The following is a 21,738-nucleotide window of genomic DNA, read 5'->3' as shown; positions in this document are numbered from 1 at the left end:
TACCCCAATTCCCTAATATCTGTAAGTTGCAGAACGAAATTTATTCGAAAAAAGTTCCTTAGAATTTTAATCGATAGCCACCACGTTCAGTCACCAGTATTTTCGCACAAGCCGGATTTTCTTCAATCTTTTGTCGAAGTCGGTATACGTGTGTCTCAATAGTATGCGTTGTAACATCAGCACTATAGTCCCAAACCTCACCGAGCAGCGCTTCCCTTAATACTACTTCACCATTACATCTGTGGAGATGCTCAAGAATTGCAGCTTCCTTCTCTGTAAGACGCACCGTCTTTCGATTGTTCTTGTGTGTCAGAATATTTGACCCAACTATAAATTTGTAAGGGCCTATTTCTAGGCTGGAATCAGAAGGTTTATACCTACAACTTGTTCGCAACCTTTCTATCAGAAGATTAAGCTTGAATGGCTTAGTTATGTAGCTTTGTTCGCTACCATTAAATTTTTCAAGCAGCCTAGGTTCAACGGTAGCGTCACACAACATAATGATCGGTAATTTAAAACTATTCTGACGCAAAAATCTAAAGATTTCACCGGCTGTCATCCCTGACAGGCAATCATCACAAACTATTATATCTATTCGGTGTTCTTTTATTAGTTGAATAGAATTTTTAAGGCTATTACTTCCAAGAGCTACAAACTCATCGTGGAGTTGTAATTGTTCTTCCAGAGAGATTCGTAGCGCAGTATCTTCGCCAATAATTAGCACTTTTGTAGTTGTCATTTTATATTGCCTCAGCTCGGCATTGTATCTTGACGATATATAAACCACTAAAATTTTAAAAACCTGATCCTGTAATAATAGTCTGGTTACTTTTTACAGGTTAAGCAATTCAAGGCTTTTCTTAGCGGCATTTCGTTTCGCATAGCCCCATGTGGACATCATACGCCCGCGAAGTCCACGGTATTTTTTCAGAATAGATGGCACCTCTTTTGCATAGGAAATTAGCGAGAGGATAAACTAATGACCACACCTTTGAGCACGGTAGCGAACAATCATTTATTTCCGAATTACTCTGTGAACGATCGCGCATCTGTTCAGGGCAATTCGTCCAGCTCCAGTGAGAAAACCAAAAACACACCTTTGACAAAAATGGAACATGAAGAGGTCGATCATCCTTTCGCCGAATTTGACGATCAATACGCTGGCGAGACCGTCACCCGAGCTGAAGCAGAAAAAATATGGGATGAAGATCAATCCAAAGATCTATTCGGCCAAGACGGGCTCACTTTTGGCGATTTGGTAGATATAATTAACCCCTTGCAACATATACCGGTTATTTCCACCATTTACCGCGCTTTGACCGATGACCAAATAGAACCCGGTTCTCGTTTGGCCGGTGGGGCATTGTTTGGAGGCGGTATAGGCTTTGCAAGCGCACTTTTTAATGCCGTTTTAGAAAATGCTACGGGCCAAGACATTGGCGAGCACGCGCTTGCATTTGTCGGCATTGGAGGCGAATCCGACAGCTCCACAAAACTCGCCTCTCCGGTAGATCCAGATAAGCGGGGAAAACCTTCCGGCATCCCAGTCCAGGCAGCCTCAAGCCCAGAAATCATCTCGTCTAATACAGAAAGACCAAATCGCATCCCAAGTTATGCTGGTGCTCCGATAGTTCCTGTGCAAAGCCAGCGTGGGCGAGCATTCGGAGGTATAATGATACCACCGAATGGGAAAAATCCTGTGGTACCTGGCTTAGACCCTCTCAATTCCAAAGCAGCAGATGCGCTGTTGGCGGCACGGTCGGCTGTGCCGAGTCGAGAAATTCCCGCGCAAAACAAGCCTCATTCTCAAATTTCCCATACAAATAGCGAAAAAACAAACACCGCCAATCTTAGCGCCCAATTGCGAACCGCAATGGCCCGGGAGACTAGAAAATCTCTGCTGGCAACGACGTCCATATCGGAAAGGCTCGTGCAAGAGTATGGGTCAAAGAACAAACGAAAGTCTATGCCTTATACCGAACTCCAAAGTAATAACAGAGATTTAAAACCACCGTTCATAGATAAGGACATTTTTGTCAACGGTCATAAACATAATTTCAAGAAACTTTCATCTCATTTAGCTCGTGGCAATTTTCAAAATGCTGCGACCGAGTTGCCAAATATCATGTTAAATGCCCTGGACAAATATGAAGATATGGTTCGAAGTCAGAAAAAGGAGCGTTCCTGAATGGAACGCCTAGATGTCCAAAAAAGTAAAATAAAATCCATTCCAATTTTTCTGATATGAATGTCTTCGTAAAACCCACAGGTCATCTTATTGCAGATGGAAAACAATTTCGATGCGCTCTTGGCCGGGGAGGAGTTACCACAAACAAAAAAGAAGGTGACGGTGCAACACCGACAGGCAAATTCCCATTTCGCTCTCTACTTTTTCGCTCAGACCGCTACGCCCCCCCAAAAACAAGACTGTCCAAGTCAATTATACTACCGGAGGATGGCTGGTGCGATGAACCCTCTGATCCCAATTATAATAAACCAGTAAGAGTGCCTTACGAAGCGAGTCATGAAAAGCTGTGGCGAGATGACGGCCTTTACGACATTGTGGTTGTGTTGGGTCACAATGATCAGCCGGTAGTGCCCTACCTTGGCAGCGCAATTTTTTTACATTGTGCCAAACCGGATTACAGGCCCACCGAAGGCTGTATTTCAGTGTTACCAAATGATTTATTAAATGTTTTGGAATTAATTGGACCTAATGATAACTTGATCATATCCACTTAAGATCGCCCTCACTTCAGTTGCGCTCACCGAAAATTGCTGAACCAATGCGAACGTGCGTAGCTCCGAACTCTATTGCAGTTTCATAGTCGGAACTCATGCCCATACTTAGGTTTTCAAGGCGGTTTCGCTTAGCTATTTTCTGAAGCAACGCAAAATGTAGGGAAGGTTCCTCATGTGTGGGGGGTATACACATTAAGCCCGACACCGACAATTTCAGTTCATCGCGACACAAACGAATAAACGCATCAGCTTCGTTCGGAGAGATTCCCGACTTCTGTGGCTCGTTTCCGGTGTTCACTTGGATGAAAAAAGTGAGCTTCTTACCAGACAAAGCGATCTCTTTCGCTAATACCCTTGCAAGCCGCGGTCGGTCTAACGTTTCAATAACGTCAAAGAGCTGAACCGCAGCTTTAACCTTATTAGTTTGAAGCCCCCCGATCAAATGCAACTCCACCCCACGAAATTTCTTCCTTATAGCCGGCCATTTTGATTGCGCCTCTTGTACCCGGTTCTCACCGAAGCACCTATGTCCAGCATGCAAAAGGGGCTCTATCCTATCCGCGCCGAAGGTCTTCCCGACGGCTATTAATTCTATGGAACTAAGCTCACGCTCCGCTATATTTGCCGCTTTTTCTATATTCTGCTTTACATTTTGAACATTAACACAAACGTCTTCAGATCGGCTCATAGAAATCTCCATAGAAAACCCAACAATGTGCTACAGAAATTAAAAGATTTTCGCACCGGTTCAAAATTTTATAGATTTCAGAGCCGATTTTCCTGCATATAGACATCATGACAAAGTATAACATACTAATTTTGTTTTTCATTGTTCTGGTTTTGGGCTCCTGCTCTAGCGATAATGGTGGCACTAGCACCAAGGAATCTGAACCACTACAAGCAGCCGGCGGTGATAGCAGCAAAAACGGCGGGTTGATTGAGGCGGTATTTGGGTCCAACGAGGGGACTAGATCCGAAACCTCGTCAATTTCAGTTAATGGTTATTTATGGCGAGCATCGCTTGATACAATTTCTTTCCTACCACTCAATACTGCCGATCCGTTCGGTGGTGTTATTATCACTGATTGGTATACCCCCCCTGAGTCTCCTAATGAGCGCTTTAAAGTGAATATTTATATCCTTGACAAGGCACTGCGTGCCGATGGTTTACGGGTCACTGTTTTTCGCCAGAGACAGACACCGGGAGGAAGTTGGATCGAAGCAAAAGTTAACCAAAAAACTGGTACAGATCTTGAGAATGCGATTTTAAAACGAGCTCGGCAAATGCGAATAAAGCTAGGTCAATAATAAAATTCAAGGCACCTAATACTACAAGTTCACTTTGTCCCAAGACAGAATTTAAATTCAAAACGCTCCGCATAGGTGAAACTAATGAGCCGCTATAACTTCAAAATCACGGAAGAGAAGTGGCAGCGCATTTGGGCCGAAAACAAATGCTTCGATGTGACCGAAGATCATACCCGTGAAAAATATTATGTGATGGAAATGTTTCCTTATCCATCTGGCCGCATACACATGGGTCATGTTCGCAATTATACTCTCGGTGACGTGGTAGCGCGTTACAAAAGATCCCGTGGTTTTAATGTATTGCATCCTATGGGCTGGGATGCATTTGGTTTGCCTGCAGAAAACGCAGCGTTCGAAAATAAAGTCCACCCAGCAGATTGGACGCGTGAAAATATCGCTGCTATGCGACAGCAGCTAAAAAAAATGGGTCTTTCTATCGATTGGTCCCGGGAAGTTGCCACTTGCGACCCTGAGTATTACAAGCAAGGGCAGAGGTTATTTCTGGCTTTAATGGAAGCTGGCCTCGCTTATAGAAAGGAGAGCTGGGTTAATTGGGACCCGGAGGAAAACTCTGTTTTAGCTAACGAACAGGTGATCGACGGTAAAGGTTGGCGAACTGGGGTTCCTGTCGAGAAAAAATTGCTCAATCAGTGGTTTTTTAGGACTACAGCATTTGCAGATTCTCTTTTGGAGGGGCTTGCTCATCTTGATCGATGGCCCGACAAAGTGCGTCTTATGCAAGAAAACTGGATTGGTCGATCAGAGGGTGCCCGGGTCAGTTTCGGTTTAAGTAATGGCGTTTCGCTTAAAGTATTTACGACGAGGCCGGATACTTTATTCGGTGCCTCGTTTTGCGCGATAGCTGCAACCCATCCGTTAGCGCAAGACCTCTCCACAACAGACAGCCGGATTGCAGCATTCATTGAGGATTGTAATCGAGTTGGAACTAGCGAAGCATCTGTCGAGAATGCAGAAAAGATAGGTATTGAAACTGGCCTTACCGCCCAACATCCATTTTTGAAAACTAAAACTCTTCCAGTATTCATCGCTAACTTTGTTCTAATGGATTACGGTACCGGGGCAATTTTCGGTTGCCCAGCACACGACCAACGCGATTTGGATTTCGCTCTGAAGTATGGCCTCGAGGTCAAGCCTGTGATACTGCCTGTTGACGAGTCCGAAAGTGATTTTCTGATCACCGATACGGCATATACAGGAACTGGAACTCTTATTAACTCGGACTTCCTTAACGGACTGGATACAAAACAAGCATTCAAACGTGTGTTGAAAGAACTAATGGTCCAAGGTCATGGAGAACCTGAGACCAGCTACCGATTGCGTGATTGGGGAGTGTCTAGGCAGAGGTATTGGGGCTGTCCCATTCCAGTAATTCATTGCTCCTCATGCGGCGTTGTACCTGTACCAGACAAAGATTTACCAGTGATTTTGCCCAGAGATGTTGTCTTCGATGGCCCAGGGAACCCCCTGGAAAAACACCCAACTTGGAAACATGTGACATGTCCTAAATGCAACCAACCAGCGCGACGGGAAACAGATACCTGCGATACATTTTTCGACTCCTCATGGTATTACGCACGCTATTGTTCTCCCCATCACACCGCCCAGCCCTTTAACAGAGAGGCATCTGATTACTGGATGCCCGTTGACCAATATATAGGGGGTATCGAACATGCCGTCCTGCATCTGCTATATTCACGGTTTTTCATCCGCGCCCTTAATGAAATAGATTTAATAAGCTGCGAGGAACCGTTTGCCGGCCTCTTCACACAGGGGATGGTATGCCACGAAACGTACAAAACCGTTAACGGGAGGTGGCTTTTTCCTTCCGAAGTTGTTCAAGACGACAACTTATGGAAGCATGCAAAAACTGGTGAAATTATAAATAAAGGTCGCTCCGAAAAGATGAGCAAATCAAAACGAAATGTGGTCGACCCTTCGGAAATCATCGATGCTTACGGTGCGGATACCGCGCGACTTTATATGTTGTCCGATAGTCCCCCTGATAGGGATTTAGAGTGGACCGAAGCTGGCATTCAAGGTTCGTGGCGATTTTTAAATAAAATCTGGCGCATGATCGAACAATTTTCAGACAAAGTCGATCACTCAGCTAGATCCGTACCCAAAAATTTTGATACCCTAGCCTCTCTTCACAAAGAAATGCACAAGACCATTGCAAACGTAACGGGCGATCTCGATAAATTTCATTTTAATCGCGCGGTAGCACGAATACGAGAATTTACTAATTCCGTATCTAATTTTCATATAAGAACCGAAGATGCTGATTGGATGAGGACACAGTGTTATAATACGATTGTACAGTTAATATATCCCATCGTTCCTCATATTGCTGAAGAGCTGTGGCAGAAGATGGGTAATGACAAGTGTTTGTATCAAACAACATGGCCTCAGTGGGACTCAACACTTTTAGAAGACGAGACCGTAATAATCGCAATTCAAGTAAATGGGCGTCTGAGAGGTAAGATAGAAATTCCACGAAATAGTGATAGGGAGCTTACCGAAGCGCGCGCTTTAGCAGATGAAAACGTCCAGCGGGCACTGTCAGGCAGAAAGCCGATTAAAGTAGTTGTAATACCTAATAAGGTGGTAAATGTTGTTATTTAAAAATATTCTGTTGGTCGCCGCCCTTTTCTTAACAAGCAGTTGTGGTTTTGAGCCTCTTTATCAAAAAAAGGCCGGCAGTGATGCAGTAAACGACGACCTCGCGCAAGTTGAAATACTTAATTTGCGCGACAAAGTTGACTACAAAGACAGACTGGGCCAAACGCTTAAAAATCTGCTTCTTGACCGGTTTAATCCCTATGGCCAACCGCAGTCACCCTTCTATAAACTGGATGTTAAACTTCAGTCCACCAAAACTGAGCTTGGGTTCAACATTGTTGACGAGGCCACTAGAGCAAAACTTACGCTCAACGCAGAATATGTACTGAGTGAGAGCAAAACAAACGCTGTTCTATTTCGCGGAAGCTCAAGGTCAATTAATAGCTATAACATAATCAGTTCTGATTTTGCTACTTTGAGTGCAGAGAAAAACGCCTTTGATAGAGGGACAAGAGAAATAGCTGATGACATTACCCTCAGGATAAGTACATTTTTTCATAACTTGCGTCGCAGCTAATAGAAAACCGATAGGCGGCAATTTATTTTGAAAGTTGATAACAGACATGCAAGCACCTTTATAAAAAACGGTGCCGAAAATTTCCATGCGGTATTGATTTACGGCCCTGACGCAGGACTTGTTCTAGAGCGAACAATGGATCTAGCTAAGCAAAACACCTCGGACCTCAACGATCCTTTCAATGTTTCGAGATTGTCTCAGAAAGATATTCTTGATGATGTAACGGTGCTTACTGACACCCTTAACACGCTATCGATCACCGGAGATCGGCGTTTAGTAATTATTGCCGATGCAAGTGAAAGATTATCGAACACTATTGAAGCTGCGCTTAACGATGCAAATCGCGACACCTTGCTAATTTTGAGGGCCGGCGACCTCAAACCTCGCAACAAGCTTAGACTTTTTTTCGAGAAATCGGATTCTGTGGCGGCGTTGGCCTGTTATGCGGATGACTTTCGTGGATTAGGGCACCTTATACGCACCATTTTCAATGAGAGGAACATTTCCTGTGATCCTACCGTACTTAATTTCATTGAGAATAGTTTAGGGAATGATCGTGCTATTTCGCGCTCTGAGCTCGAAAAACTTTCGCTTTTTGTCGGTAATGGAGGAGAAGTATCACTTAAAGATGCAGAAATGATGATCGGAGACAATTCCGCACTTACCCTGTTTGATTTAGCTCTCCACACAGCTGATGGAGATGCTTTGGCCATGGACAGAGCGATCAATAGATGCCTTAACGAAGACATCAGGCCTATAGCAATATTACGGGCTGTAGCGGGACACTTGGTAAGGTTACAGCTAGCTTTAGAGAAAATACAAGAGGGCGATTCTCCAGACCAAGCTATGCAAAAATTGCGCCCGCCGGTGTTTTTCAAAGCTAAGGGACAGTTTCGGTTACAATTGCTTTCTTGGACAAAATCCCGAGCGCTAAAAGCTCTGGGACTACTACTGAAAGCCGAGCAAGAATGTAAAAGAACAAACATCCCAGACACCGCTATTTGCGGCCGGACCCTACATCAAGTCGCTGCCCTTGCTCGAACTGCACGCTAAAAAATATTTGCAGCTTAGTTCAGAAACCTATTTTCAACTTCGAGTCAAAATTTGAAGCAAATCATCCAACTGTTCCAAACTTTGGAACTGCACAGATAACGTACCACCCTCTCCTTTTGTCTCAATCATAACCTTCAGACCAAGGCGATCACTTAAACTCCCCTCGAGCTCAACTGTATTTGGATCTTTAGAGCCGATTATCTTTTGATTTTTACCGATAGACCTTTTTGCTGCTCCATTCGTAGAACGTTGAATTAACTTTTCCAATTGTCGGACACTCAAACCCTTCGCCACAATCTCAGAAGCTAGCAGCTCTGGCTCTGAGAATGTAATTAGAGCACGAGCGTGTCCAGCGCTCAACCTGCCATCAAGAACCATATTTTTTACCGAGTCAGGAAGCGCGAGCAACCGGATCATATTTGCAACGTGGCTTCTACTTTTACCCACTGCCTTTGCTAATTGTTCTTGAGTATGGCCAAATTCTTCTAGCAGTCGGCTATATGCCTCAGCCTCTTCCAACGGAGAGAGGTCTGAGCGATGCAGATTTTCGATAAGCGCTACTTCCAGAGCTTCTCGATCATCCATCTGCTTAACCACCACGGGCACTTTATGTAACCCAGCCGCTTGAGCAGCTCGCCACCTGCGCTCGCCAGCAATGATCTCGTAGTTATCGGATGAATCATCTAGTGCCCGTACGAGAATGGGCTCCAAAACACCCTTGTCTTTTACAGAAGCAACAAGTGCTGCGTGAGCAGAATCGTCAAAATGCCGGCGAGGCTGAAATTTACCCGGCTTCAAAACGTGGATGGCCAGTTCTGAAGACCCAGACTTGATCTTGGTCGCTGTAGCATGCTCCTCCTCGCCAAAGAGTGCAGACAAACCGCGCCCGAGACCGCGACGAACCCTCTTTTCTTCGGTCGAAATCATGCTGCAGCCGCCCGCTCGCGTTTAAGCAACTCTCCGGCGAGATGTATGTATGCTCGGGCCCCAGCACAACTGTGATCATAAAGAAGAACAGGCTTACCGAACGACGGCGCCTCAGAAATGCGAACATTCCTTGGTATAATGGTACTATACACTTTATCGCCGAGATGATTGCGAACATCTTCAGCGACCATCTCCGAGAGATTATTGCGTTTATCAAACATCGTAAGAACCACCCCCTGAATGTCCAACCGGGGATTGAAAACACGACGAACACGTTCAATCGTACTAAGCAAATGGCTAAGACCTTCAAGCGCGTAAAACTCGACCTGCAATGGCACCAAAACCGCATCGGCAGCCGTTAAGGCATTAATTGTAAGAAGGTTTAAGGAAGGGGGTGAGTCTATCAAAATGTAATCAAAAGCCCCCACCCCCAATGTTTCTAGGGCATCTGCTAATCTATATTCTCTGCGCTCAGCATTTACCAACTCTACCTCGGCTCCCGCGAGATGCACCGAGGCCGGCACTATTGATAATCGGGGAATATCCGTTGCAAGGACCGCAGATTTAAACCCTGCACCCTCAATTAAAACATCGTAAGAAGAAGTCTTTATCTGAGATCGATCAAACCCAAGCCCGGTTGTAGCGTTCCCCTGTGGATCAAAATCGATAATGAGCACCCGTTTTTCAATGGCAACAAGTGCAGTTGCCAAGTTTACGGTTGTAGTAGTTTTTCCAACGCCACCTTTCTGATTGGCAACAACTAAAACTCTCGTTTTGGATTTTGACCCAATTTTTGTCTCGTCGACACTATTCACCTTGCTCAACTCCCAAAACTAATATTCTCCCGCGCGGATCGCTAATGCTGTCCAAAACACGTGCAAATTTTATAATGTCTGAATTTAACAGACCTAATTCCTTATCTATACCTTCTGTTTTATGAAAAATACATACTTTTTTCTCGTTAAATGCAGGTTCAACATACTTTAAAAGCTTTGGAAGAGGTGCAAGGGCCCTAGCCGTAAAAATATCTATGTGTGGTATTGTATCGATGACAGACTCGATGCGCTCCACATGTATACTAACCTTGCAATCCAGCTCCCTCGAAGCCTCCCGCAAGAAAGCGGATTTACGTTTGTCAGATTCGACCAAGTGCACATCGGCCCCCGGTAGCATCAAGGCAAGCACTAAGCCCGGCAATCCACCGCCGCTGCCCAAATCAACTATGCGCGCCTTTTTGTTCGGGATGTGACGGGCCAGCTGTGCACTGTCAAGGATATGGCGCCTCCAGGGGTCATCCAAGCTACGCGAGCTCACCAAGTTTATGGTTTTGTTCCATTTCTTAAGGAGAGTGATGTAAACCTCGAGCCGGTCAGCTGTTTCACGTGAAACAGGGACCAATTTGCAAAACATTTGGCGCGACATGAGGTCATGCACGGTCTGAAAAATTTCTGCGCCTTACATGTCGCAACAACGCTATTATTGCTGCGGGCGTAACACCAGAGAGGCGAGCGGCAGCCCCCAAGGTCGCAGGCTGTGCCGATTCGAGCTTCTGGCGGACCTCGGTAGAAAGGCTCCCCACCTCGGCGTAATCCAAATCACCGGGTATTTCAAGGGCCTCATCGCGTCTATACGCCTCGATATCAGCGTCTTGCCGCGCCAGATAGTGACTGTATTGTGCGTCTATCTCTAACTGTTCAGTCACCTCTGGCATCAGCTTCGACAGCTCGGGCCATAGCGAAAAAAGCGTCTGTATTTTTATTGCGGGTAAGGCTAAAATTTCTTCTACAGTGCGTCGCTTCCCATCTTTCGGAACATCAATTCCCTGCTTTGTAAGCTCCGACGGCGTAGCTGTTAATTTCTTGCTAAGCGAGCGCGCATAAGTTAATGCGTCTCTTTTCTTGTGCCACCGCTTGATCCGCTCGCAAGATAAACAGTTCAAGCCCTCTCCCAGGGGAGATAAACGCTGATCTGCATTATCAGCGCGTAATCTTAACCGATATTCTGCTCGAGAAGTGAACATTCTATAGGGCTCGTTGGTTCCCTTTGTGACCAAATCATCTATCATCACACCGATGTAAGCTTGTCCTCGATCCAGTGTAAAGGGATCCAAAGCTTGCACAGACCGAGAAGCATTGATGCCTGCCACTATACCTTGCGCCGCGGCCTCTTCGTATCCAGTTGTTCCATTAATCTGGCCCGCAAAATAGAGCCCGCTAATTCTTTTGGTCTCCATTGTGTGCTTCAACTGGCGTGGATCAACAAAATCGTATTCAATCGCATAGCCTGGACGCAGCATCGTCGCACGCTCTAAACCCGGAATTGTGGCCAGAAACATATGCTGCACATCTTCGGGCATAGAAGTTGAAATGCCGTTTGGGTAAACCGTAAAATCATCAAGCCCCTCCGGCTCAAGAAATATTTGGTGGCGAGCCTTGTCAGCAAAACGGATAACCTTGTCTTCTATTGATGGACAATAGCGCGGTCCGCGCGACTCAATTTGCCCGGAGAATATGGGTGCTCGGTCAATATTTTTTCGAATAACCTTATGCCCCTCCACGCCCGTATAGGTAATGTGGCAATCAACTTGAGGGGTTTGTATTTTGTCCGTCATAAATGAAAATGGTTGAGGCGGATTATCACCCTTCTGAGCCTCCAGCCCCGCCCAGTCTATTGTCCTTCCGTCCAAACGAGGCGGCGTGCCGGTTTTGAGCCGATCAATGGCAAAGCCGTAGCGTTCCAAAGTCGCAGACAAGCCATAAGTTGCGTCCTCACCGACACGTCCAGCTGGGATTTGCTTCTCACCGATGTGGATTATACCTCGAAGAAATGTGCCAGCTGTAAGTATTACAGTTTTCGTAAGAATTGTCTCGCCCCCCCAAGCAACAACACCAGCAACGCGATCAGAGCTGTCTACAAGAAGCCCCTCGATGGAAAGCTCCATGATGTGCAGCTTGGTTTGTCTCCGCAATATTTCTGCCGTTGCTTTACGGTAGAGCTTTCTATCTGCCTGCGCACGGGGGCCCCGAACAGCTGGGCCCTTGCTTTTATTCAACATACGAAATTGAATCCCGGCGGCGTCTGCGGCTTCAGCCATCACCCCACCGAGGGCGTCAATCTCCCGAACCAGATGCCCCTTGGCTAAGCCGCCGATTGCGGGATTACACGACATTTCGCCAATAGTATCGAGCCGGTGGGTGACCAAGAGAGTCTCGGCTCCACACCGAGCGGCAGCAGATGCAGCCTCACAACCCGCATGGCCGCCACCAATTACAACCACATCCCAATTTTTATCTGATAACATATTAAAACCTTACGAATAACATTAATAAAACCAGACTGTGCTGGGGTCCCACTTCCGCCCAATGGTTTTTTTATCCTACTTGTTTCACGTGAAACAGGCACGATGTTTCGGGTGGCCCGCTTGAGATTTTTCGTTGCTGTTATAGTACCGTTCATTTCCCTATGCAAAAGTCGTGGAAGACAGAATCTAGAATTTCCTCAATATCGACAGACCCCGTAATCCTTCCCAGAGCACGCATGGCTACTCTGAGATCTTCAACTCTTAACTCCAACAACGCTCCATCTTGGGACCTTTTCAATGCCTCGATACATTCGTGCAGCGCTTCTCGATGACGCGCACGACTGATGGCGGGCGAGTTGCCTATATTAATTCTTTTATCAACCGCGGCTACAATACCATCTAAGAGGCCCCTGAGACCAACCTTTTCCGCAATAGAAATTTCAAAAATAACCGCTCCGGTTGATGAGCACCTTTCCCTTATGTCGATGGCATTTGTCGCTCCAAGATCTGTTTTGTTGATCACGACGATTGTATCTTTATCTATCAATTGCTCGACCTCTAGGAACATTTCTGTTTCGTCAGCCGCAATCATGATTATTTTGAGATCAGATGTCAGGGCTCGATCAAAAGACTTCGCGATGCCAACAGACTCAATTCCCGAAGCCGTTGCCCGTATACCCGCTGTGTCTGCAAATACGACTGGATACCCGGCCAGATCGATATGTACTTCAATTACATCTCGCGTAGTTCCTGCGCACTCAGACACAATCGCAGCATCGCGGTTTACCAACCAATTTAAGAGGCTTGATTTGCCGGCGTTCGGTGGTCCCAGAATCGAAATGCGTATTCCTTCCCGCAATCTCTCGCCCCTTCCATCGTCATTTAGATGTTCTGAGATCTCTCCGACCAACTCTGCAATAGGGCCCCATATAGCCTCTTCCTTAATAGATAGATTTTCATCTGGAAAATCGATAAACGCCTCCGCGTGCGCCAAAGAAGAAAGCACGATCTTGCGCCAACCTTCGTAAACTTTCCCAAGGGCACCATGAGATTGCCGCAATGCTTGCCGCCTTTGGGCCTCTGTTTCAGCATCAATCAAGTCAATCATGCCCTCTGCAGCGGTAAGGTCTATTTTCCCCGAAAGCACAGCGCGGCGCGTAAACTCGCCAGGCTCGGAGAGGCGCAAAAACGGCTGAGAGCTGAATAATTCAAGCATACGTTTGCGAATTGCTGCGCCGCCATGCAGATGTAGTTCCACTACGTCCTCACCAGTGAAACTTTTGGGTGCGGGAAACCAAATGGCAATGCCATCGTCAATCTGATCACCTTTATCGGGATCATAGATCGTAGCGCGGACCACAGATCTCGGGGCTGGCGTAGGAGATCGTGATAGAACTTGAAGCGTCTGCTCAGCTTTCGGGCCCGAAATTCGATATACAGCCACACCAGCCCGTCCGGGCGCGCTCGCTAATGCAAAAATTGTTTCAATCATACCTGCTGCACTACATGGGTGACAATACCGTTAATCGCAACTATGCTTGTTTTGACTCTCGTTTTTTATAAACATTCTAGGTGAAATAGATGCCCGATATAACCATTAATTGCCCTGATGGGCAATTCACAGCTTATCTAGCAGTGCCGTCAAACAACGATTCTAAAGGCAACGGCGGTATCTTAGTTATCCAAGAAATTTTTGGCATTAACAAAGATATGCGTGCTCATTGTGATCGAATGGCCGTCATGGGATACTTTGCGCTATGTCCGGACCTTTTTTGGCGGCAAGAGCCGGGGATACAACTTACAGATCAATCTGATGCTGAATGGGCAAAAGCCTTTGAGCTATACAAAGGTTTTGACGTAGACAAAGGCATCACCGATTTATTAACTTCACTTAAACACTTGCGGGAAATCGATGGTTGTAATGGTAAAGTTGGCACTGTTGGTTTTTGCCTTGGGGGCTTCCTAGCGTACAAAATGGCAATAGAAAGCGATGCAGACTGCAATGTCAGTTACTATGGGGTTGGGATCGAAGATCACCTGCAGGATGCGGATAAAATTGTTGGGCCAACAATTTTGCACATTGCGGAAGAAGATAGCTTTGTGTCAAAAGAGGCACAATTCGATATCAATAAGCAATTAGCTACAAAAGATAACATTGATATCTACAACTATCCAATAGTAGATCACGCATTCGCGCGTCACGGTGGTATAAATTTTGATGAAGCAGCCTCGGAGATGGCAGATCGGCGTACCATGGAATGTTTCTCTGAGCATCTCAAATAAAGGATTATATGGATGCCTTATGCTATACAAATTCTCGAGACCGGGAGTCCTGAAGTTATGCATGCGGTTGACGTGCCGGAGGAATTGCCCGGCCCTAGGCAAGTTTTAATAGACCAAACTGCAATCGGCTTGAATTTTATAGACGTTTACCATCGTTCCGGTCTATATCCGGTTAATTTGCCTACAACAATCGGCATGGAAGCTGCCGGATCGGTGAGTAAGATTGGCGATGCTGTAACAGAATTCTCTATTGGGGATAGAGTTGCCTACGCAGGCGGCGGTCTAGGTGCCTACACAAACAGACGGGTTATCAATGCTAATGCGGTGGTAAAAATACCTGACGATGTTTCTGACGAAACTGCAGCGGCTATAATGCTTAAAGGGTTTACAGCTTCTTATCTATTGCATCGCACGCATCCTGTAAAAAAGGGCGATATTGTTCTATTCCATGCTATCGCCGGTGGAGTGGGGTTAATTGCGTGCCAGATTCTTAAACAACTTGGTGCTATCGTGGTGGGCACCGTGGGCAACAAAAAGAAAGCTGAACTTGCCCGTAAGTACGGTTGTGATTACCCAATCGTATATACAGAAGAGAGCTTCAAAACTGCTGTCATGGATATAACCGATGGGCTTGGCGTGCCTGTGGTCTATGATTCTGTAGGCGCATCAACCTTTGATGAAAGTATAGACTGCTTAGCTACATTCGGAACATTTGTATCATTTGGTAATGCATCGGGTCCTGTCCCGCCTTTCGAACCAGGCCTGCTTTCACAAAAAGGCTCTTTGTTTTTTACACGACCGACACTAATGAGCCATATTGGAACACCCGATCTGGTGAAAGAACTGGCCGGTTGGCTTTTCGAACATGTGGATAACGGACTAGAAGTTGAGATTAAGCAAACTTTTGCTCTCAAAGAGGCTGCTGATGCTCACCGCGCTCTTGAATCAAGAAACACTATGGGCTCTACAATTCTTATTCCCTAGCTCAAAGAGCTGCTACATATGTAGAGAATACTAAAATCCTTGAAATCACGCTCTCATTAGACTTAATGCATTCTTTTCCACTATTGATTCATAGAATCAAAGAAATCGGAGTTATTCTTCGAATGTTTTAATTTCTCTAGGAGAAACTCCATGGCATCGGTGACTCCCATGGGTAGCAGTATTCTTCTTAGAACCCACATTTTAGATAGTGTACCCTTTTCAACCAGTAGTTCCTCTTTCCGTGTTCCTGACTTTTGGATGTCGATTGATGGGAATACCCGTTTATCAGACAGCTTACGATCAAGTACTATCTCGGAATTACCCGTTCCTTTGAATTCCTCAAAAATCACCTCATCCATGCGACTGCCTGTGTCTATCAAAGCAGTTGAGATAATTGTCATAGACCCGCCCTCCTCAACGTTTCGCGCTGCACCGAAAAAGCGCTTGGGCCTCTGCAAGGCATTCGCATCTACACCACCAGTTAAGACCTTACCTGAGCTCGGAACCACCGTGTTATATGCTCTTGCAAGCCTGGTGATGGAATCTAACAATATTACTACATCCCTTTTATGCTCTACCAACCGCTTAGCTTTTTGAATAACCATCTCTGCAACTTGCACATGACGGGCAGCAGGTTCGTCAAAGGTGCTGCTAACAACCTCGCCGTTGACTGAACGAGCCATATCAGTAACTTCTTCTGGCCGCTCGTCTATAAGCAAAACGATGACGTAGACTTCGGGATGATTGCTTGTAATCGCATGCGCAATATTCTGCATGATAACTGTTTTACCCGTACGCGGCTGCGCCACGATCAGGCCGCGCTGACCTTTCCCTATGGGAGCAACGAGTTCGATCACTCGGCAAGTGAAATCCTTTGACTCGTCATTTTCAATTTCAAGATTTAACTTTTCCTCTGGATAAAGAGGTGTAAGGTTATCAAAATTTATTCTATGGCGCACAGCCTCGGGGTCGTCAAAGTTGACTTTTCCAACTTTGAGTAATGCGAAATAACGTTCCCCATCTTTTGGCGCGCGGATTTGACCCTCTACGGAATCGCCTGTCCTCAGTCCAAATCGTTTTACTTGACTCGGGCTTACGTAAATATCATCCGGTCCCGGCAGGTAATTCGACTGGGGAGATCTGAGAAACCCAAAACCGTCTTGTAACACTTCTAAGACGCCATCCCCCACTATGGGAACCGAATCAGCCGCTAACTGTTTCAAAATCCCAAACATCATATCTTGTTTTCTCAGATTGCTTGCGTTTTCGACCTCTAGTTGCTCTGCAAAGGCGAGAAGATCGCCAGGAGTTTTTTGTTTCAAATCATGGAGGCTAATTTCTTCCAATTTCATTGTTAACTCGATTTTTATAAAGGGTTTACCAGCAGCTTCTAATTTAATTTAACGGTAAATATGGGAATTTTACTTATCGGCTCTCTAAGCGATTTGGCAGGAAACCAACGTTGGAGCCAAGTGGAACATTATTATGTATGTGCAATATAACTGAACTACGAGCCGGAACAAGCGAAAAACCAGAAATATGGAAAATTTCCGGTTAAATTTTCTAGAAACTTAAAAAAATATATCGATCATCAAGCTAGAGACACTAGAGCTACATTTTTTTATGTGAACGCTTTTCATAGCTCCGAACAATCTCGACTAGTCGCTCCACTGATTTAGGATCCGTTTCCTTGTTTACTCCATGACCCAAATTGAAAACGAAGGGCCTATTAGAAAAAGCGGATAAGACTCTATTGACGTGGACATCGAGTGATTCTAAATCCCCCAACAAATAGATCGGGTCTAAGTTTCCTTGTACAGGATAGGTTTTAGATATTGCTGTAGTTGCCCAATTAAGCGGTACCGATTGATCTAAGCTGACGGCATCAACTTTTGTTTCTGATATATAATAAGGAATTTGAGCAGCAGCCCCCCGGGGAAATCCAATGATAGGTATGTGTGGATTTTTACGCTTAATTTTTTCAACAATTCTCCGGGTTGGCTTTATCACCCATTGGTTAAAGTTAAAGCAGTCTAGAATTCCTGCATGAGACTCGAAAATTTGTAAAACTTCAACGCCCGCATTTATCTGTGCTTCCAAGTGGATTATGGTGGCGTCGGTAAGAATGTCAACGAGCGCCTTAAAACTCGTTGGATAAGAAGTCGCCCAATGCCTAATCTTTTGAAAGTCACGGCTCGATCTTCCTTCCACCATATAAGTTGCAACAGTCCACGGTCCCCCAGCAAAACCAATCAGAGCACAGTCATTTTTTTTTGAAGCGGCAACGCGTTCAATTGTCTCGTAAACTGCGCCCAATTTATTATGAGCGGAGTTTTTTAGTTTATCCATCGCATTTGGCAGAATGGGTTCCTGTGGGGTAAGCGGTTCAAGAATTGGTCCTAAGCCTTCTTCGAATGAGACATGTTGCCCCAGCGCATCCGGAATGACTAAAATATCGGAAAACAAAATAGCAGCGTCAAATCCAAAACGCCGCACCGGTTGCAAAGTGATTTCGGCTGCAAGCTTGGGACTATAACACAAATCGAGAAATGACCCCGCACTACGCCTAATTTTTCTATACTCAGGTAAATACCGTCCCGCTTGTCGCATCAACCATATGGGAACAGACGATGTTTGTTTTCCTGATAGATTTTGCAAGACCAAACTCATGTTCGTGCAAATCTCCTCATTCTCTTGCATCAAAAAACAAATTAAATCTTAATTCAATAGGATGTTGTTGTTGTTTTACAGTGTATAACGTGGATTAAAATTATGCATATTATATCCATATGTAAGTGTGCATTAGCTTTACTCGCTGTGGATATAAACAGAAGAGGTGTTCGCGAATCCCTAGATTTCATAAGAAATCGCTCTTTACTCCATCAAAAAAGGGACAGTGATTAACGGGAATAAAACTTAATATGGCAGCTAGTTTCATTTTTATACATTTGGTGCAACAATGTTTTCCAGAATGGAAAACATTGTCTACACCTGTGGATTTTACCACATAAAAATGGAATTTATTAATGTGGTTGTGGATAAACACTTGTTCATCCACATTTGTCATTGATTAATACAAGACCCTAAAAGACCGGAATGAACATGGCCGAACGGTACGATCTTCACTTGGTATCAGACGCTACGGGGGAAACTATCCATAGTGTTGCTCGCGCGTGCCTTGCACAATTCGGCGCGGTTGAACCAGTAGAACATCACTGGTCGTTAGTGCGCACCACGGGGCAGATAGACAAAGTCCTTGACGGTATCTCAAAGAACCCGGGTGTAGTGATGTTTACAATAGTTAATAACGCGCTACGGATCAGGCTCCAAGATGGTTGCAGATCCCTCCGGGTGTCGTGCATACCTGTCTTGGATCCCACGATGGCAACCTTGGCTAACTACTTCGGAATAGAAAGTCGGGGTGAGTCGGGATTGCAACATGCACTGAATGCACAATATTTCGAGCGTATCGATGCAATGACCTACGCCATAGCAAATGATGACGGGCAATCTGTTTGGAATCTAAAGCATGCAGACTTAATACTCGTCGGGGTATCTCGGACCTCCAAAACACCAACCTGCATGTACTTAGCTAACAGAGGTATAAAAGCAGCAAATGTTCCATATGTTCCAGAGGTGGCCCTTCCTAAAGAGCTGTTTGAACTGAGGTCTGCGGATGCGCCACTTATCGTGGGTTTAACAAATTCTCCAGAACGTCTAATACAGTTACGCCGTAATCGATTGCGTTCACTGTCACAGCAAGACGAGACAGATTATGTCAGACTTGAGATAGTAAGACGGGAGGTGGCCGATGCGCGAAGAATTTTTGCGGAATATAATTGGCCAGTAATTGATGTTGCTCGAAGGTCGATTGAAGAGACAGCGGCAGCTGTCATGCAGCTAATGGAAAATTAAACTTGAATGTGAAAAGTGACACTCCACTTATTTTGGCGTCTGCAAGCAAATCCAGAGCTTCGATTCTCAAACAGGCTGGCGTGAATTTTCAGTGCATACCATCGTTTTGTGATGAAGATAAAATAAAATTAAACCTTAAGCGTCGAAATACTCCAACAGAAATGATTTCTATGAAACTTGCTGAAGCCAAGGCCAGTATAGTTAGCAGTAAGTACCCGGAATTTCATATTGTAGCTGCTGACCAAATACTTGAGTGTAATGGAATAGCCTACGATAAGCCTGTGAACTTGGAACAAGCGAGGCAACATTTATTAGATTTCCGAGGCAAAACTCACTTTCTATATACGGGGACAGTGATTTACAACGCATCCGAATGTGTATGGCACAAATCTGAGAAACTAGAGATGCAGATGCGTAATTATAGTGATGCATTTATCGATGAATATCTAAGTGTTTTGGGGACTTCAGTTTGTGAATCTGTTGGCGCGTATAAACTAGAAGGAATAGGCGCACAGCTTTTTGATAACGTTAAAGGCGATTATTTTTCAATTCTTGGGTTGCCTCTGCTTCCCCTCCTCCAATATTTGCGCCAAATAGGTTTTATTAAAAAATGATACCGAGTCATAAAACGAAAATCGCGGGAGTTATAGGGTGGCCAATAAATCACTCGAAATCTCCAAAAGTCCACGGCTTTTGGCTTAAAAAATACAATATAGATGGAGTTTATCATGCGCTATCTGTATCACCGAATAGATTATCCCAAGCACTTAAGGGTGCTGCCGCAATGGGATTTAGGGGCGTAAATCTTACGATACCGCATAAAATGGAAGCAATGGCGCTGTGCGATAGAATTGATGATACAGCCAAAAGAATAGGTGCTGTAAATACGGTGACAATTTGTAAAGACGGTTTACTTTCAGGGACTAATAGTGACGCATACGGCTTTATCGAGAACTTATATAATAAATCCTCTTGGACTGCTTCGCAAGGTCCTGCTGTAATATTGGGGGCTGGAGGTGCCGCGCGTGCCGTTGCAGTTGCTTTATCCGACGCAGGGGTGGATCAGATTCGGATTATCAATCGTACCCGGGAACATGCAGAGGCTCTAATTGTCGACACCAAAATAAAAAACGCGGTAGCTGAAAGTTGGAAATATAGGCATGAAGCGCTGGAAGGCGCTGGTTTGCTTGTAAATTCAACTAACTTGGGTATGGCAGGGTGTGAGCCGCTCGATATAAATCTATCTATGCTACCACAATCAGCGACTGTGAACGATATTGTCTACGTACCTTTACTTACGGAACTGCTTAAGGCCTCAAAAAACAGAGGCAATGAAGTAGTTGACGGCCTAGACATGCTTTTATACCAAGCCAAAGTTGGTTTTCGCCTTTGGTATGGAGTTAGTCCTGATGTAACGAGCGACCAGCGAACATACGTTCTTAGGTAAAAGACAGTTGGAAAAGTAAATTAATGCGTATTATTGGCCTCACAGGTTCAATTGGTATGGGGAAATCTACAGCAAGCCGTATGATAAAAGGTTTTGGTATCCCAGTGCACGACTCCGATCAAGCGGTTCACAAGGTTTTAAAATCTGATGGTCCAGCTCTAAAGGCCATCAGGCAACGTTTTCCGGAGGCTTATCAAGGTGGATTTATTAACAGACAGGTACTTGGACAGCTTGTTTTCAATGACGATGACGCTATAGCGGACTTAGAACGCATTCTTCACCCAGCAGTAAAACATGATCGCCACCGTTTTTTTAGGCGATACAGAGCACGGCGAGTATCGTTGGTAGTCATAGATGTGCCACTGCTTTTTGAGACTAATACATATCAGGAGTGCTACCAGACTATTGTAATTTCAGCTCCATCTTCGGTACAAGCTAGACGGGTATTATCTCGTTCCGGCATGACTTTTGAAAAATTTCAATGCGTCAAATCCAGACAAATGCCGGATAATGAAAAACGTAAGCTCGGAGATATCGTTATTCCTAGCCACCTGGGCCGTCGCTTTACAATGAACAAGTTAAAAAAATACTTTTATAGCTTGCGGTTTTGGTAGGGTATCC

Annotated in this window: 21 protein-coding genes; 12 read left to right on the top strand and 9 right to left on the bottom strand. The window is 45.1% G+C overall.

The features are described 5' to 3' along the window. Positions 1 to 58 precede the first annotated feature (58 nt). Positions 59 to 739 (bottom strand): response regulator transcription factor, encoded by a 681-nt coding sequence (locus VX941_04870; protein ID MEE2932740.1) that lies wholly within the window; start codon positions 737 to 739, stop codon positions 59 to 61. A gap of 240 nt (positions 740 to 979) precedes the next feature. Here VX941_04870 and VX941_04865 point away from each other — a divergent pair, with 240 nt between their 5' ends. After that, positions 980 to 2,188: a hypothetical protein gene (locus VX941_04865; GenBank protein ID MEE2932739.1), complete on the top strand. Its 1,209-nt coding sequence runs from the start codon at positions 980 to 982 to the stop codon at positions 2,186 to 2,188. A gap of 56 nt (positions 2,189 to 2,244) precedes the next feature. Then, positions 2,245 to 2,742 (top strand): L,D-transpeptidase family protein, encoded by a 498-nt coding sequence (locus tag VX941_04860; GenBank protein MEE2932738.1) that lies wholly within the window; start codon positions 2,245 to 2,247, stop codon positions 2,740 to 2,742. Between the two features lie 13 nt (positions 2,743 to 2,755). On the opposite strand, the gene VX941_04855 is transcribed toward VX941_04860, so the two are convergent. Next, positions 2,756 to 3,430, bottom strand: coding sequence for a YggS family pyridoxal phosphate-dependent enzyme (locus VX941_04855; protein MEE2932737.1), 675 nt, complete (start codon positions 3,428 to 3,430; stop codon positions 2,756 to 2,758). A gap of 107 nt (positions 3,431 to 3,537) precedes the next feature. Here VX941_04855 and VX941_04850 point away from each other — a divergent pair, with 107 nt between their 5' ends. The 4 genes from VX941_04850 (at position 3,538) to holA (ending at position 8,260) form a co-directional block, all read left to right on the top strand. Further along, entirely contained in the window at positions 3,538 to 4,050 is a 513-nt protein-coding gene (locus VX941_04850) for a DUF3576 domain-containing protein (protein MEE2932736.1), read from the top strand. Between the two features lie 84 nt (positions 4,051 to 4,134). Beyond that, entirely contained in the window at positions 4,135 to 6,693 is a 2,559-nt protein-coding gene (leuS, locus tag VX941_04845; GenBank protein ID MEE2932735.1) for a leucine--tRNA ligase, read from the top strand. Beyond that, on the top strand, positions 6,680 to 7,207 hold the full coding sequence (gene lptE / locus VX941_04840) for an LPS assembly lipoprotein LptE (GenBank protein ID MEE2932734.1): 528 nt from the start codon (positions 6,680 to 6,682) through the stop codon (positions 7,205 to 7,207). Before leuS ends, lptE begins: the two co-directional genes overlap by 14 nt. A 27-nt stretch (positions 7,208 to 7,234) precedes the next feature. Beyond that, on the top strand, positions 7,235 to 8,260 hold the full coding sequence (holA, locus tag VX941_04835; protein MEE2932733.1) for a DNA polymerase III subunit delta: 1,026 nt from the start codon (positions 7,235 to 7,237) through the stop codon (positions 8,258 to 8,260). A 33-nt stretch (positions 8,261 to 8,293) separates the two neighbouring features. On the opposite strand, the gene VX941_04830 is transcribed toward holA, so the two are convergent. From VX941_04830 to mnmE, 5 genes are all read right to left on the bottom strand, one after another. Continuing rightward, positions 8,294 to 9,187 (bottom strand): ParB/RepB/Spo0J family partition protein, encoded by an 894-nt coding sequence (locus VX941_04830; protein ID MEE2932732.1) that lies wholly within the window; start codon positions 9,185 to 9,187, stop codon positions 8,294 to 8,296. Further along, positions 9,184 to 10,002: a ParA family protein gene (locus VX941_04825; protein ID MEE2932731.1), complete on the bottom strand. Its 819-nt coding sequence runs from the start codon at positions 10,000 to 10,002 to the stop codon at positions 9,184 to 9,186. Before VX941_04825 ends, VX941_04830 begins: the two co-directional genes overlap by 4 nt. Then, positions 9,995 to 10,609, bottom strand: a complete 615-nt coding sequence (gene rsmG, locus VX941_04820) for a 16S rRNA (guanine(527)-N(7))-methyltransferase RsmG (protein ID MEE2932730.1) — start codon at positions 10,607 to 10,609, stop codon at positions 9,995 to 9,997. The genes VX941_04825 and rsmG overlap by 8 nt, the downstream gene beginning before the upstream one ends. Positions 10,610 to 10,613: 4 nt before the next feature. Next, complete coding sequence (gene mnmG / locus VX941_04815; protein ID MEE2932729.1) at positions 10,614 to 12,488, bottom strand: tRNA uridine-5-carboxymethylaminomethyl(34) synthesis enzyme MnmG; 1,875 nt, start codon at positions 12,486 to 12,488, stop codon at positions 10,614 to 10,616. Between the two features lie 151 nt (positions 12,489 to 12,639). After that, on the bottom strand, positions 12,640 to 13,980 hold the full coding sequence (gene mnmE, locus VX941_04810; protein MEE2932728.1) for a tRNA uridine-5-carboxymethylaminomethyl(34) synthesis GTPase MnmE: 1,341 nt from the start codon (positions 13,978 to 13,980) through the stop codon (positions 12,640 to 12,642). Between the two features lie 89 nt (positions 13,981 to 14,069). On the opposite strand from mnmE, the gene VX941_04805 reads away from it, so the two are divergent. Both VX941_04805 and VX941_04800 read left to right on the top strand, forming a co-directional pair. Further along, positions 14,070 to 14,771, top strand: a complete 702-nt coding sequence (locus VX941_04805) for a dienelactone hydrolase family protein (GenBank protein MEE2932727.1) — start codon at positions 14,070 to 14,072, stop codon at positions 14,769 to 14,771. 12 nt (positions 14,772 to 14,783) lie between these two features. Beyond that, complete coding sequence (locus VX941_04800) at positions 14,784 to 15,755, top strand: quinone oxidoreductase (GenBank protein ID MEE2932726.1); 972 nt, start codon at positions 14,784 to 14,786, stop codon at positions 15,753 to 15,755. Between the two features lie 80 nt (positions 15,756 to 15,835). On the opposite strand, the gene rho is transcribed toward VX941_04800, so the two are convergent. Beyond that, positions 15,836 to 17,092 (bottom strand): transcription termination factor Rho, encoded by a 1,257-nt coding sequence (gene rho, locus VX941_04795; protein ID MEE2932725.1) that lies wholly within the window; start codon positions 17,090 to 17,092, stop codon positions 15,836 to 15,838. Between the two features lie 274 nt (positions 17,093 to 17,366). After that, a complete protein-coding gene (gene hemE / locus VX941_04790) occupies positions 17,367 to 18,425 on the bottom strand; it encodes a uroporphyrinogen decarboxylase (GenBank protein MEE2932724.1) in 1,059 nt (352 codons plus the stop codon). Between the two features lie 432 nt (positions 18,426 to 18,857). Between hemE and VX941_04785 the strand changes: the two genes are divergently transcribed. From VX941_04785 to coaE, 4 genes are read left to right on the top strand one after another with little or no spacing between them, the layout of a single operon-like run. Beyond that, positions 18,858 to 19,670: a pyruvate, water dikinase regulatory protein gene (locus VX941_04785; GenBank protein ID MEE2932723.1), complete on the top strand. Its 813-nt coding sequence runs from the start codon at positions 18,858 to 18,860 to the stop codon at positions 19,668 to 19,670. Positions 19,671 to 19,678: 8 nt separating this feature from the next. Then, a complete protein-coding gene (locus VX941_04780; GenBank protein ID MEE2932722.1) occupies positions 19,679 to 20,284 on the top strand; it encodes a nucleoside triphosphate pyrophosphatase in 606 nt (201 codons plus the stop codon). Beyond that, positions 20,281 to 21,117 (top strand): shikimate dehydrogenase, encoded by an 837-nt coding sequence (locus VX941_04775; GenBank protein MEE2932721.1) that lies wholly within the window; start codon positions 20,281 to 20,283, stop codon positions 21,115 to 21,117. The genes VX941_04780 and VX941_04775 overlap by 4 nt, the downstream gene beginning before the upstream one ends. Before the next feature lie 23 nt (positions 21,118 to 21,140). Continuing rightward, positions 21,141 to 21,731, top strand: coding sequence for a dephospho-CoA kinase (coaE, locus tag VX941_04770; protein MEE2932720.1), 591 nt, complete (start codon positions 21,141 to 21,143; stop codon positions 21,729 to 21,731). The last annotated feature ends 7 nt before the right edge of the window (positions 21,732 to 21,738 follow it).

This window comes from Pseudomonadota bacterium (assembly GCA_036339585.1).
Lineage (GTDB): Bacteria > Pseudomonadota > Alphaproteobacteria > UBA8366 > UBA8366 > UBA8366.
Note: the sequence above shows the minus strand (reverse complement) of the source record. Positions and strands in the feature narration are given on the sequence as shown.

Excerpts from the sequence above, each read along its gene's own strand:
- VX941_04870 (MEE2932740.1), bottom strand. The coding sequence starts at position 739 with ATGACAACTACAAAAGTGCTAATTATTGGCGAAGATACTGCGCTACGA.
- VX941_04865 (MEE2932739.1), top strand. The coding sequence starts at position 980 with ATGACCACACCTTTGAGCACGGTAGCGAACAATCATTTATTTCCGAAT.
- VX941_04860 (MEE2932738.1), top strand. The coding sequence starts at position 2,245 with ATGAATGTCTTCGTAAAACCCACAGGTCATCTTATTGCAGATGGAAAA.
- VX941_04855 (MEE2932737.1), bottom strand. The coding sequence starts at position 3,430 with ATGAGCCGATCTGAAGACGTTTGTGTTAATGTTCAAAATGTAAAGCAG.
- VX941_04850 (MEE2932736.1), top strand. The coding sequence starts at position 3,538 with ATGACAAAGTATAACATACTAATTTTGTTTTTCATTGTTCTGGTTTTG.
- leuS (MEE2932735.1), top strand. The coding sequence starts at position 4,135 with ATGAGCCGCTATAACTTCAAAATCACGGAAGAGAAGTGGCAGCGCATT.
- lptE (MEE2932734.1), top strand. The coding sequence starts at position 6,680 with ATGTTGTTATTTAAAAATATTCTGTTGGTCGCCGCCCTTTTCTTAACA.
- VX941_04830 (MEE2932732.1), bottom strand. The coding sequence starts at position 9,187 with ATGATTTCGACCGAAGAAAAGAGGGTTCGTCGCGGTCTCGGGCGCGGT.
- rsmG (MEE2932730.1), bottom strand. The coding sequence starts at position 10,609 with ATGTCGCGCCAAATGTTTTGCAAATTGGTCCCTGTTTCACGTGAAACA.
- mnmG (MEE2932729.1), bottom strand. The coding sequence starts at position 12,488 with ATGTTATCAGATAAAAATTGGGATGTGGTTGTAATTGGTGGCGGCCAT.
- mnmE (MEE2932728.1), bottom strand. The coding sequence starts at position 13,980 with ATGATTGAAACAATTTTTGCATTAGCGAGCGCGCCCGGACGGGCTGGT.
- VX941_04805 (MEE2932727.1), top strand. The coding sequence starts at position 14,070 with ATGCCCGATATAACCATTAATTGCCCTGATGGGCAATTCACAGCTTAT.
- VX941_04800 (MEE2932726.1), top strand. The coding sequence starts at position 14,784 with ATGCCTTATGCTATACAAATTCTCGAGACCGGGAGTCCTGAAGTTATG.
- hemE (MEE2932724.1), bottom strand. The coding sequence starts at position 18,425 with ATGAGTTTGGTCTTGCAAAATCTATCAGGAAAACAAACATCGTCTGTT.
- VX941_04785 (MEE2932723.1), top strand. The coding sequence starts at position 18,858 with ATGGCCGAACGGTACGATCTTCACTTGGTATCAGACGCTACGGGGGAA.
- VX941_04775 (MEE2932721.1), top strand. The coding sequence starts at position 20,281 with ATGATACCGAGTCATAAAACGAAAATCGCGGGAGTTATAGGGTGGCCA.
- coaE (MEE2932720.1), top strand. The coding sequence starts at position 21,141 with ATGCGTATTATTGGCCTCACAGGTTCAATTGGTATGGGGAAATCTACA.